General features: G+C 47.8%; 12 protein-coding genes, 1 tRNA gene and 1 pseudogene. 9 read left to right on the plus strand and 5 right to left on the minus strand.

The features are described from left to right. Positions 1-60 precede the first annotated feature (60 nt). From psb28 to RLO19_RS04295, 3 genes and pseudogenes are all read left to right on the plus strand, one after another. Positions 61-450: a photosystem II reaction center protein Psb28 gene (psb28, locus tag RLO19_RS04285; RefSeq protein ID WP_446354149.1), complete on the plus strand. Its 390-nt coding sequence runs from the start codon at positions 61-63 to the stop codon at positions 448-450. 7 nt (positions 451-457) lie between these two features. Further along, positions 458-1,363, plus strand: coding sequence for a thylakoid membrane protein ThyD (gene thyD, locus RLO19_RS04290; RefSeq protein WP_446354151.1), 906 nt, complete (start codon positions 458-460; stop codon positions 1,361-1,363). A 117-nt stretch (positions 1,364-1,480) separates the two neighbouring features. Further along, positions 1,481-1,663 (plus strand): annotated as a pseudogene (locus tag RLO19_RS04295) (DnaB-like helicase C-terminal domain-containing protein); the annotation flags it as partial. A 13-nt stretch (positions 1,664-1,676) separates the two neighbouring features. On the opposite strand, the gene murA reads toward RLO19_RS04295, so the two are convergent. Beyond that, positions 1,677-3,065 (minus strand): UDP-N-acetylglucosamine 1-carboxyvinyltransferase, encoded by a 1,389-nt coding sequence (murA, locus tag RLO19_RS04300; RefSeq protein WP_446354165.1) that lies wholly within the window; start codon positions 3,063-3,065, stop codon positions 1,677-1,679. 197 nt (positions 3,066-3,262) lie between these two features. Between murA and RLO19_RS04305 the strand changes: the two genes are divergently transcribed. Beyond that, positions 3,263-3,346 (plus strand) — tRNA-Leu (locus RLO19_RS04305). A gap of 56 nt (positions 3,347-3,402) precedes the next feature. After that, positions 3,403-4,194, plus strand: a complete 792-nt coding sequence (locus RLO19_RS04310) for a TrmH family RNA methyltransferase (protein ID WP_446354153.1) — start codon at positions 3,403-3,405, stop codon at positions 4,192-4,194. Between the two features lie 186 nt (positions 4,195-4,380). Here the strand turns inward: RLO19_RS04310 and RLO19_RS04315 are convergent, their stop codons facing one another. Beyond that, positions 4,381-4,638 carry a hypothetical protein gene (locus tag RLO19_RS04315; RefSeq protein ID WP_446354155.1) on the minus strand — a complete coding sequence of 86 codons (258 nt, stop codon included), beginning with the start codon at positions 4,636-4,638 and terminating at the stop codon, positions 4,381-4,383. A gap of 160 nt (positions 4,639-4,798) precedes the next feature. On the opposite strand from RLO19_RS04315, the gene lpdA reads away from it, so the two are divergent. From lpdA to RLO19_RS04335, 4 genes are all read left to right on the plus strand, one after another. After that, entirely contained in the window at positions 4,799-6,232 is a 1,434-nt protein-coding gene (lpdA, locus tag RLO19_RS04320) for a dihydrolipoyl dehydrogenase (protein ID WP_446354157.1), read from the plus strand. Between the two features lie 141 nt (positions 6,233-6,373). Further along, on the plus strand, positions 6,374-7,276 hold the full coding sequence (gene trpC / locus RLO19_RS04325) for an indole-3-glycerol phosphate synthase TrpC (RefSeq protein WP_446354158.1): 903 nt from the start codon (positions 6,374-6,376) through the stop codon (positions 7,274-7,276). 111 nt (positions 7,277-7,387) lie between these two features. Then, positions 7,388-7,675 carry a DUF5340 domain-containing protein gene (locus tag RLO19_RS04330; protein ID WP_446337502.1) on the plus strand — a complete coding sequence of 96 codons (288 nt, stop codon included), beginning with the start codon at positions 7,388-7,390 and terminating at the stop codon, positions 7,673-7,675. A gap of 53 nt (positions 7,676-7,728) precedes the next feature. Beyond that, on the plus strand, positions 7,729-8,907 hold the full coding sequence (locus RLO19_RS04335; protein ID WP_446354160.1) for a pyridoxal-phosphate-dependent aminotransferase family protein: 1,179 nt from the start codon (positions 7,729-7,731) through the stop codon (positions 8,905-8,907). Positions 8,908-9,682: 775 nt separating this feature from the next. Here RLO19_RS04335 and RLO19_RS04340 read toward each other — a convergent pair. The 3 genes from RLO19_RS04340 to nblR form a co-directional block, all read right to left on the minus strand. Next, positions 9,683-9,874, minus strand: coding sequence for a DUF2949 domain-containing protein (locus tag RLO19_RS04340; RefSeq protein WP_006100242.1), 192 nt, complete (start codon positions 9,872-9,874; stop codon positions 9,683-9,685). A 457-nt stretch (positions 9,875-10,331) separates the two neighbouring features. Beyond that, positions 10,332-10,898, minus strand: a complete 567-nt coding sequence (locus tag RLO19_RS04345) for a DUF192 domain-containing protein (protein WP_446354162.1) — start codon at positions 10,896-10,898, stop codon at positions 10,332-10,334. 213 nt (positions 10,899-11,111) lie between these two features. Further along, complete coding sequence (gene nblR / locus RLO19_RS04350) at positions 11,112-11,813, minus strand: response regulator transcription factor NblR (RefSeq protein ID WP_446354163.1); 702 nt, start codon at positions 11,811-11,813, stop codon at positions 11,112-11,114. Positions 11,814-12,165: the final 352 nt, after the last annotated feature.

Here is a 12,165-nt window from a genome sequence, read left to right on the forward strand (position 1 = left end):
TCTCTTCTATGAGAGGCATAAAGTTTTGTATACTGAACAATATAGTATTTGCAATTTAAAATGACTTCCCAAACGCCATCGATTCAATTTTTTGAAGGACTTCCTGAAGAACTGAGCAATGTTAGCTTGAGACGAAATCGGAGTTCGGGCGTGCGTTCAGTATTAATGAGTTTCGATTCCTTAAAAGCGATAGAAAAATTCCAGAGTTATACCAAGCGATTCGCTAACGCCTTGCTCTTAATCGATGAAGAAGGGCAAATTAGTGTTGAGCCATCGTCGGTGAAATTTATATTCAGTGGTCCGGAAGGCGATGATTTGAAGCGGGTAGACTGCGAATTTGACATCGAACAGCAAGAGCACTGGGATCGTTTCATGCGCTTTATGCACCGCTATGCCGAAGCCAATGGTATGGCTTATGGTGATACAAAACAAGCACAGGGAGCAGAGTAACTTAATCGTGAAAATCGCTATTACTGGAGCCACTGGATTTATTGGCTCTCGCTTAGTCAAGCGTCTGCTTGAGAAAGGGCATCAACCCTTAATTTTAACCCGAAACCGAGCCAAAGCGACTAGGCTGTTTCCCAATTTAGAGATTGTGGGTTATACTCCCACCGAATCCGGAGCTTGGCAAGACGCGATCGCGGGTTGTGATGGGGTGGTGAACTTGGCTGGGGAACCCATCGGTGAGAATCGTTGGACACCGGAACGAAAGCAGGCGATTCTCAATAGCCGCCAACTGGGAACCCGGCAAATTGTAGACGCGATCGCGAAAGCTCAACCCAAACCTAGGGTATTAGTGAATGCATCAGCTATTGGCTATTACGGGACTAGCGAAACAGCAACATACACTGAAACCAGTCCCCCTGGAGACGATTTCCTCGCCCAAGTCTGTCAGGCTTGGGAAGCTGAAGCCCAAAAGGTGAAAGATGCTGACGTTCGGTTGGTTATCCTCCGATTTGGCATCGTTCTGGGGGATGGTGGCGCACTGGCAAAAATGCTACCCCCATTTAAACTCTTTGCTGGGGGTCCGATTGGGAGTGGGCGTCAGTGGTTCTCTTGGATACACCGAGATGACCTCGTGAACCTGATTATCGACGCGCTCACCCGCAACGACATGGAAGGGGTATTCAATGCTACAGCACCCAACCCCGTGCGGATGTCGGAATTTTGTCAAACCCTAGGGGATGTACTGAATCGTCCCTCCTGGTTACCCGTTCCCAGCATTGCTATAGAAGCATTACTGGGAGAGGGGGCTAAAGTTGTTCTCGAAGGTCAAAACGTGTTACCTAAGCGGACGACTAGCTGTGATTTTAACTATCGCTATCCCACGGTCAAACCCGCGTTAGCCGATATTGTTACCTGAGATTGACCTCTCCTCGGCATAAATGACCGAGGATTCTAAAAGGATACTTCGGGACGGGTTAAAACACCGTTTTCTTTGATCATCCAGATAAATAATCTAGATGGCGCAGTCAATGACGCCCTACGCTCGTTCTCTGGGGCATTCAAGGACATGGCGAAAGAGTTCGATGTCCCCTTTGTGTGTCTGGCTCAAATCAATCGGGGTGTTGAGGGACAGACCAACAAGCGCCCAACGATGGCAGATATCAAGGATAATAAACTACCCAGACCTCTGCTCTTAGCAGGTCTGGGTAGTTTATAAAGATTTTTGATCATCACAGCGTTTTAACTGGACTTTGGGTTGCTGAGGAGTCTTTTAGCGGTGAGTTATCCGACACCCGTTGTAATCGTGCGCCAAGTTTCTTTAACTTCGCCTCTAGCTTCTCATACCCTCTGTCTAAATGATGCAGTCCCTGAATCGTGGTTTTACCATCGGCGGCTAGGGCGGCTAATATCAGTGCGGCGGATGCGCGTAAGTCAGTCGCAACGACAGGGGCGCCTGATAACAGAGGCACACCACGTACAATCGCATTATTGCCTTTAATCCGAATATCTGCCCCCATGCGATTGAGTTCGGGGACATGACCTAGACGATTTTCAAACACGGTTTCGGTAATCACACTATCCCCATCACTCAGCGTTAATAGTGCCATGAATGGGGCTTGCATATCCGTGGGAAATCCTGGATAGGGTAAGGTTTCAATATCCGTAGCGCGAATTATCCCGGTTGGGACAATCCGTAGACAGTCAGGGGCTTCCTGAATCACTCTCATGCCAATGTTTTGGAGTTTCGCGATCGCGGCGGTAATATGTTCCGGTACAACCGGGGAAAGAGTGAGTTCTGACTGGGTAATTGCCCCAGCCACTAAAAACGTACCCGTTTCGATGCGATCGGGAATAATTGAGTAGTCTACCGAATGTAAACTGGGAACACCAGAAATGATAATCGTGTTTGTACCCGCCCCCCGAATCTTTGCACCCATTGCGTTACAAAAATTTGCCAAGTCCACCACTTCTGGTTCTTGGGCAGCATTTTCTAAAATCGTTTCCCCTGAAGCCAATGTCGCTGCCATCATCAGGGTTTCCGTTGCTCCCACACTGGGATAGTCGAGATAAAATTTTGCCCCTTTTAACCCCTGCCGCCCATTCCCCCTCACATAGGCATTAACCATACCATGCTCAATCTGCACCTCAGCACCTAGGGCTTGCAATCCCCTAACATGGAGATCGACAGGTCTAGCGCCGATGGCACAGCCACCCGGCAAAGGAACTTGAGCCGCGCCCAATCGTGCCAGCAGAGAACCAATCACAAAGAAACTGGCTCGAAGCTGATTAACTACCTCGTAGGGCGCTTTTGACTGTTCCAGGTGACGCGCATCGATATCCAAGATATCCCCATGATGCTTTAGTTTAACACCCAAAGCCGTCAGCACCTGACCCATCCGCGCTATGTCTACCAGAGAAGGCACATTACGCAGTCGGCAATCTTGAGGACACAGCAGCGCCCCTGCCATAATTGCCAATGCCGAGTTCTTCGCGCCACTAATGGTCACATGTCCTTTGAGGGAAGATCTGCCCCAAATCTCTAGAACGGATGGGTTCCCCTTGGGTACAGATCCAGTATCTGTCAGATTAAGAGAGTGGTTGATAGGTCTATCCTCCAGAATCGGTGAAATCTTGGCATTTTTTAAAATTTGGTTTTGATTCTACCTGAAACAGGGCAAATGTCTAGATTTGCTTCCCAAACTGGTGAATCAACCAGCCTTGAATTTTACCTTGTCCGATGCCGAAAATCCGCAAAAAAAAATTAGTTGACAAAGGCGTCAGTATCGTCGCATAATAGTAAGCTGCATGGAAAAAAGCGGAACTGGCGGAATTGGTAGACGCGCTAGATTCAGGTTCTAGTGTTCGCAAGAACTTCCGGGTTCAAGTCCCGGGTTCCGCATCGAAGATTGTAGAGACGTAGCATGCTACGTCTCTACGCTGACCTTGAACTTGATAATGCTGACAAGTAGCAAGAATCCTCTAGTTAAGGCAATTCGGAAACTGCACACAGCCAAAGGGCGGCGGGAGGAGCAACTTCTGCTGTTAGAGGGAACCCACCTGTTGGCAGAAGCTTGTGCGGTCAATTATCCCCTAGTCACCCTTTGTTGTACACCAGATTGGCAGCAAACTCATCCGCAACTTTGGCAAGACGCCACACCTAAGTGTCAGCGTGTTGAAATTGTTGAACCCTCTGTTCTCAAGGCGATGGCGACAACTGTTCAGCCAGATGGTGTGGTGGTAACCGCAAAGTCTTCATCCCTCGTCCCTCCTGAGATTCCCTGTACCCTCGGTTTAGTTTTACAGACGCTGCAAGATCCGGGAAACTTGGGCACCATCATTCGTACCGCAACCGCCGCAGGTGTTGATGGTTTATGGCTGAGTCCAGATAGTGTAGACTTAGAGAATCCCAAAGTATTACGGGCTTCAGCCGGTCAATGGTTTCGTCTGCCCATGAGTAGCAATGCTAATCTAAGTCAGGTGGTTAGGCAAAGTCAGGATCAAGGGGTACAAGTTGTGGCAACTCTACCCAAGGCGACATTGAGTTACTGGGAAATAGACTGGCGCTGTCCTAGCTTGATTCTACTGGGCAATGAGGCGGCGGGACTGCGCCCTGAGTTAGCCGCACTCGCTGATAAATCAGTGCAAATTCCCCTAAGTCAGGATGTAGAATCTTTAAATGTTGCGATCGCGGCGGCTTTAATCGTCTATGAAGCGCTGCGCCAACGGGTACGGGAAACAGGTTATTAGGGAAGTTTTGAATTTTGACCCTTCACTTCGCCCATAGGGAGGGAATGGCGCGTGAATGTGTAGGGGCGGGTAATGGGATTTTCTTATGGCTATTGATGGTAACGTTTCTACAAAACCCGCCCTGACTGTTCCTCCCTCATCTCAACCATCTCCCCTGCTCCTTGGCCTGTCGGCTCTGTTGTCTTCCTATTCTTCCTCTGGTAATTCAGTGTCGCCAAAAAATGCATCGAGATCAGCCGCAGCTTCTTCGAGAAGATCCAGATCGAAAATGTCATCGTCTGACTGGGAGGATTTTGATTGAGGAGTAGGGGCTTTCGATGAAGAACGGCGAGATGGCGATTGGGGAGGAGGGGATGGGTGCCCCAAGAGATTCTCAAGTTGGTCAAGGGATTCCACAAAGGCTTTAGCTGCTTCATTTCGATGATTTTGCTGAGGTTCGCGCATAATAGTTGATTTCCTAAAGCTAGTGTTTATGGAGATGAACGCTACTCATTAGCCTATGTCGGAGAAACTAGCACCCTTACCGCTTGATCCTATGGTATAGTCTTTTAGGTTTAGGGATGGCTTGAAAGCTGGAATCGGCAAAATCTTGAGGGAAATGGATGTGAGTCAAGAATTTGATTACGATTTAGTGATTATCGGTGCTGGTGTCGGTGGACATGGCGCGGCAATACATGCTGTCAGTTGCGGATTGAAAACCGCCATCATTGAAGCCTCCCAAATGGGCGGTACTTGTGTAAATCGCGGTTGTATCCCGTCAAAAGCCCTATTAGCCGCATCAGGGCGAGTACGGGAGTTACGCAATACCCATCATCTGAAATCCCTGGGAATTCAGGTGGGTGGCGTGGACTTTGACCGAGACGCGATCGCAAACCATGCAAATACCCTGGTGAGTAAGATTCGCGGCGATCTCACCAACAGTCTCAAACGCTTAAATGTTGATATCATTCCCGGTTGGGGTCGGGTAGCTGGACAACAAAAAGTAACGGTGACGACAGACAGTGGCGAAAAAACTGTTACCGCCAAAGACATTATCCTCTGTACAGGTTCCGTTCCCTTCGTCCCCCCCGGTATTGAACTTGATGGGAAAACCGTATTCACCAGCGACGACGCCCTAAAGCTCGAATGGTTACCCCAATGGGTGGCAATTATTGGCAGTGGTTATATTGGTTTAGAGTTTGCTGACATCTATACAGCCCTAGGGTCGGAAATCACCATGATTGAAGCCCTCGACCAGTTAATGCCCACATTTGACCCAGATATTGCCAAACTAGCCAGCCGGGTGCTGATTTCTCCCCGCGATATTGAAACCTATTCCGGCATTCTGGCACAAAAAGTGACTCCCGGTTCACCCGTTGTGATTGAACTGGCGGATGCCAAAACCAAGGAAGTTGTAGATGTCCTAGAAGTTGATGCTTGCTTAGTCGCCACGGGACGGATTCCCGTGAGCAAGGATTTAGGCTTAGAATCAGTAGGTGTGGAAACAGATCGCCGAGGATTCATCCCCGTCAATGATCAAATGGCAGTTTTATCCGGTGACGAAGCCATTCCCAATTTGTGGGCAATTGGTGACGCCACAGGTAAACTTATGCTGGCACATGCGGCATCAGCTCAAGGGGTTGTCGCCGTGGAAAATATCTGTGGGCGTCATCGTACCATTGACTATCGCAGCATCCCCGCCGCCGCCTTTACCCATCCAGAAATTAGTTACGTGGGGCTGAGTGAACCCGCCGCCAAGGAACTCGGAGAAAAAGAGGGATTTGAAGTTGCCTCAGTGAGGACGTATTTTAAAGGAAATTCCAAAGCGATCGCACAAGGAGAGTCCGATGGCATTGCCAAAGTTATCTATCGTAAAGATAGCGGTGAAATCCTGGGCGTTCACATCTTGGGCATCCACGCCTCTGATTTAATTCACGAAGCCTCAAACGCCATCGCCCAACGACAGTCTGTAAATACTCTGGCATACTTAGTCCATGCCCATCCCACCTTGTCAGAAGTCCTCGATGAAGCCTACAAGCGAGCCGTTGCCAGTCATTAAACCTATTGTGAGCAAGAACAAATAACGTAGTACAAGAAGGTAGAAAACTCCACGGTTCCAGGGCTGTAAACTTTAAAGTATGTGCTTTTTTGCCTGTTATTAACTCTTGACAAATGACAAATAACTCTTGACAAATGACCAATGACAAATGACCAACTACCAATTCGCCGCCGTCCACCCAATCCGGCGGTTGACCTGAATATCCTGCGCTATCAAGTCGTTCTCCCAGACGCCCAGCCGCGCCATATTCTGGAAGAAATTGTCTGGCATAAAGAAACAGAAGTTGACCGGATGCGGGAACTGCTACCCTTAGCTAAACTCCGGAAACAGATAGAATCGGCACCACCGCCGCGTGACTTTAAAGCGGCGTTATTAGGGGCAAAGACTCGTCCGGCATTAATTGCTGAAGTAAAAAAGGCATCTCCCAGTAAAGGCGTAATTCGGGAAGCGTTTGACCCCGTGGCGATTGCCCGTTCTTATGAACAAGGTGGTGCTTCTGCCATATCTGTGCTGACTGATCAAAAGTTCTTTCAAGGGAGTTGGGAGAATCTCAGCCAAGTTAGGGCACAGGTCAACTTGCCAATTCTGTGTAAAGAGTTCATCATTTATCCCTATCAACTCTATCTGGCTCGGAGTCACGGTGCTGATGCGGTTTTGCTGATTGCGGCTATTTTGTCGGATCAAGACCTACGGTATTTTGTCAAAATTGCCAATGGGTTATCCATGACCCCTCTTATAGAAGTACATACCCTGGATGAATTAGACCGCGTGTTATTGGTAGATGGCGTTACCCTAGTAGGTATAAACAACCGCAACTTGGCAGATTTCTCAGTTGATCTCCAAACAACCTGCCAACTTCTGGCAGCGCGAGGTCAGCAGATCAAAGAACGCGGTATTCTGATTGTCAGTGAGTCAGGATTGCACAAAAAAGCCGATTTAGAGCAGGTCGCATCGGCGGGTGCTACCGCTGTACTAATTGGTGAATCATTGGTTAAACAACCTGATCCAGCCCAAGCCATCACCAATCTATTGCCAAGTGCGTGAGTTCTGTGTAATCAATCGTCCTTGCCTGTTGATTATTGGTCAGATCATCCGATACGCTTGTCGAACGTGAAGATTAATCGCAATTCGTCCATTTAAGGTAAGCCAGGTTTCATGGAGCCAATACCCCTTCCGTCATATATTCACTACGAACTGCTACTACAGATGCTAGAGCGTCATACTGCCTTTGCCACGAATCAAAACCCGATGATTCGAGAACAGGTGCATCAGTTGATTGCCACTCTCCGCAAAGCGTTAGCCCAGCAGAAACAACTAGAACAAACCTGTGGGCGCCTCAACTTACCCGTTGAGTACCGTTGGTCACTCAATAATGTCAACGTTGAGTCAAAATCATCGGATAATGGTTTTCCTCTAGATTCGGAAACCAAAACTCAGTCATGAGATAGTGGTGTCATTCTGAATTATGTGATACTCAACGATTGAGGATAACGCTCATGGATAATAAGTTGATGCTGATGATTCCCGGACCAACACCGGTGCCCGAACAGGTATTGCTGGCGTTAGCCAAGCATCCCATCGGGCATCGCAGTGGGGAATTTAGCGCCATTATGGCAGAGGTGACCCAAAACCTAAAATGGTTGCACCAAACTCAGAACGATGTTTTGGTGTTAACGGTGAGTGGTACGGGTGCCATGGAAGCCGGGATTATTAATTTTTTGAGTCCTGGCGATCGGGTTTTGGTCGGAACTAATGGTAAATTTGGCGATCGCTGGGCAAAGATGAGTGCAGCGTTCGGTCTAGAGGTGGAGACGATTACGGCACCGTGGGGTCAACCCCTCGATCCGGAACAGTTTCGCCAAAAGCTGGTGGCGGATACGGATAAGACAATCAAAGCCGTTATTGTCACCCACTCAGAAACCTCCACAGGTGTACTCAACGACCTGGAAACGATTAATCGTTACGTCAAAGAACACGGTCAAGCTCTAATTATTGTAGACGCGGTAACCAGCTTAGGCGCTGTCAGTTTACCGATTGATCAGTGGGGGATTGATGTGGTGGCTTCAGGTGCCCAAAAAGGCTATATGGTTCCCCCTGGATTAGGGTTTGTCTGTGTCTCGGATAAAGCTTGGCAAGCTTACGAGACAGCCAAACTGCCTCGCTTTTATTTAGATTTGGGTGTGTATCGTAAAGCGGCAAAAAAGAATAGCAATCCTTTTACCCCCCCAGTTAATTTAGTGGTGGGACTGCAAACAGCGTTGCGAATGATGCAAGCTGAAGGGTTAGATAATATTTTTGCCCGTCATCAACGGCTGATGCAAGCAACTCGGGCGGCGATTGAGGCGCTTTCCCTTCCCCTATTTGCTCCGGATATCGCCGCCAGTCCTGCGGTAACGGCTGTGGCGCCTGTGTCGATTGAAGCCGAACAAATTCGGGGCGTGATGAAAAAGCGCTTTGATATTTCCCTAGCTGGGGGACAAGATCACTTGAAAGGCAAAATATTTCGCATTGGTCACTTAGGCTTTGTTTCTAGTCGCGATATTCTGGCGGCGATTGGGGCGCTAGAAGCGACGCTGCGAGAGTTGGGTTATGAATCCATGACACCAGGAGCAGGAGTGTCAGCAGCGGCTCGCGTCTTGACCGGAAGTAAAGGGATTCAAGCCTCGTCCTTCTAGGACGGCTTTTTTCTTATGCTTTTGATGAAGTCTCTAACTACTTCCGACAGCATCCTATCCGTTTCCTCTGCATAGGTCTTGAGTATTTCATACTCGGTATTCGATAATCTCACTCTTAGCGTTTTGTTTCTGGACATTGTGGCAGTTAATATGCTACAGTATAAGAGTAGTCTAGCACAGGCGAAAAATTCGTGAGTATCGCCAATCAAGCAATTGATGCCTATCACGTAAAGTGATGCTAGTACATGAGGCGCGAGTAACAAGATTGAAAAACGCATGGACTCAAACGAGTGCCGATACCTCCAAAAGTGCAGCAATGCGTTAGTCATAAGGCTAAAAAATGTACCATCGGGCGGATGGGAACATGGGGAAAGAGAGGAACAGATTATAAGACACTCTCAACAAGTACCATTACGCTTGGGGAGCAGGCTCCCTCTGGGGTTATCTAACTTAGACTCGACGCTTGGTAGTTTTCTACGGGCTTTTGGTTTAAGGATTGCCGCAAGGATAGATAGCTGTAAGGTGTGTCCAGGAACCAAGAATCCTCGCCCTACAAGTGCGAGGAGCGTCAATCAATATTAGGCTAAGCCATAAACGAAATACACTAAAGACGCCAAAAAAGAGCGGGTCAACTAGCGACCCGCTCTTTCTTGTAGAGGAATCAATGGTCAATGGATAACATTGTATGAAATTGAACGGTTTAGACTTGAATGGATTATTCCCAAAGCGTAAGCACTTAGACATTACTATATGCTCCTGACCGATTGTTTTAATTTCAGACTGTTTCCAGCCAGTCATAGATTTGGTCTAATTGCTGCAATGTGACTAAACCGTACTGCCACAGAATCATTGGTAATGGTCCTGGGTCTTGTTCCCGACGCCGTTGAGCGATCGCAATGGAATCGGTGGAAATTGCCAATTCCTCTTGCAGAAATCGTAAAAATTCAGAATAGGTTGCAGGTGCCATAACTGCTATTCACCTCCTTATCGGATCTATTGTGGAATCAGCGTCCTGCCTCCTTTAGCAATGGGTAGACACATTTAATACTGTCTACTAGCTGAGGGTTCTTTGCTTATTGTGATAGGTTAATCCGGCACTGCTTGTGTCCTAGATCACTGACCATCTAAGATATTGATTGATCGAGTTGACAACTCACAGGATGTACTGACCAGGTATCCTTTGAACCCTCACCCCCCATCGACTCTTTGTGTACTGTTTCGCCTCGCCTCACCTCACACCACTAAAAGGCTGTTCCAGACTACACCCGTACTTGGTCGCTTTGATGGGTATCCACCACTTATGCAGGTTACTACCTCGTCGTCAATGGTCTTAGATTAAAAATCTATCTTACGAAATGTTAACGTAATTTCGTAGAAAAATCTTTACATCGTTTATTTATTTTCTCAATGATGTTAATCAAAATTTAAGATTCTGGCAATGGATTAATCTCATCCTCTAGGATGGTGATTGTGATGCGATCGCCCACATTGAAACCCAGTTGAGCGGCTCGTCCACCGGCAAGTTCAATCACTTGGTCAACCAGAACCCCCGGACCGTAGGTAGGACAGGGATTAGCCGTGCAGGGGGGAACATTTGCCGCGATCGCTTTAACTTCGCCATCTCGCAAAAAGATCATATCCAGAGGGATTTTCACATTCTTCATCCAAAACGAAGCCTGTCGCGGCGGATTCAAGGGAAACAACATTCCTCTGTCTGGTGCTAAAGCCGTGCGATGCATCAATCCAATCTGCTGTTGTCCAGGTGTTCTAGCGACTTCGAGTAAAATCTGCTGATCACCGATCTGGGTTTGAGCGCTAATGGGTAACATCTGACCGGAATTGGGAGGTGATGAGGAGAGGGATGGCGGTTCTGGAAGCCGTTCGCCGGACTTCAAGGGTGTTCCATCGGCGACATTGTTTGAGCCGGAAGCCGAACATCCAAGCAGTATCAGACTAAGAGTTATTCCGAATAGGCGAATAGGATACTTCATGGGTTTAGGTGAGGGATAAGGGAAAGCAGGGGGAGCAGGGGGAGCAGGGGGAGTAGGGGGAGTAGGGGGAGCAGGGGGAGCAGGGAAAGCAGGGGGAGCAGGGGGACGAATGATGAATGAAAAATGACGTAGCTTGCTTCTTTTTGAAAGCGACTAGGACAAATGACAAATGACGATCACAACCGTTAACTTTAATTTTTCCCACCCACTTCACTAGGATTCTCGCAACACATAACCCACACCCCGGACGGTTTGAATCAAGCGCTTGTCGCCCTCATCTTCAATTTTGATACGTAGATAACGAATATACACCTCAATCACATTAGACTCCCCCAGAAAATCGTATCCCCAAACATTTTCCAGAATCTGTTCGCGAGTTAGAACTTCGCGGGGATGAGTCATCAAATACTTAAGCAGTTCAAACTCTTTCATCGTCAAATCGATCACTCGTCCTCCCCGCATCGCGCGGCGCGTCGTCAAATCTAAAGCCAAATCCCCAAATCTGAGTTGTTCACTCGTATTGGTATCGGGTTCTAGATACAGACGTATCATCTGCAAAAAGGCGTCAGCGCGATAGGGTTTAAGGAAAAAATCATCAGCACCCGCTTCTAAACAGGCGACTCGATCCTCGATCGCGTCGCGAGTGACGAGTAAGAGTAGAGGGACACGAGAACCGGCTTTTCTCAAGCGAGTACATAAACTCAAACCTGATTCTCCAGAACCAGAAAGCAATTGATCTACAACCATCATAGCGGGTTGGAGTTGACAAGCTTGATGCCAGCCACTGGGCGCATCTGTAGCGATAACCGTATGATAGCCAGCTTCTGTTAGATCTAGGCTCATGCGTTGAGCTAGAGTTTCATCGGTTTCTACGAGCAAAACACAGGGATTACCGTCAAGGGGAGCAGATTGCATAGATGGCGCTGGTGATGAGTCGTTGGATGTAACACCGGAATTTCCTCTATTGTTCTAGCATGACTAGGCGTTGGCTGAATTATCCTGCTCCTTTTGGAGTGGGTTGTCACTCAAATCTTGAACCCGTCTCAATAAATATTGATGTAGGGTGGGCATCGCCCACCAGCCAAAATTTCAGTACCAGGTTCCAGTCAGTTTTGAACTCAATTACCAATGGATAATTAATAATTGATAATTGACAATTGATTAATTGGGTCTAAGACCTCTTCGTTTACGAAGAAATTAAAAAAGATTTTCCTTAATTTCAATCCTCTTCTTTTAAGGAGGGGTCATTATCCATTGTTCATTATCC

It is taken from the genome of Coleofasciculus sp. G2-EDA-02, assembly GCF_040226375.1.
GTDB lineage: Bacteria > Cyanobacteriota > Cyanobacteriia > Cyanobacteriales > Coleofasciculaceae > Coleofasciculus.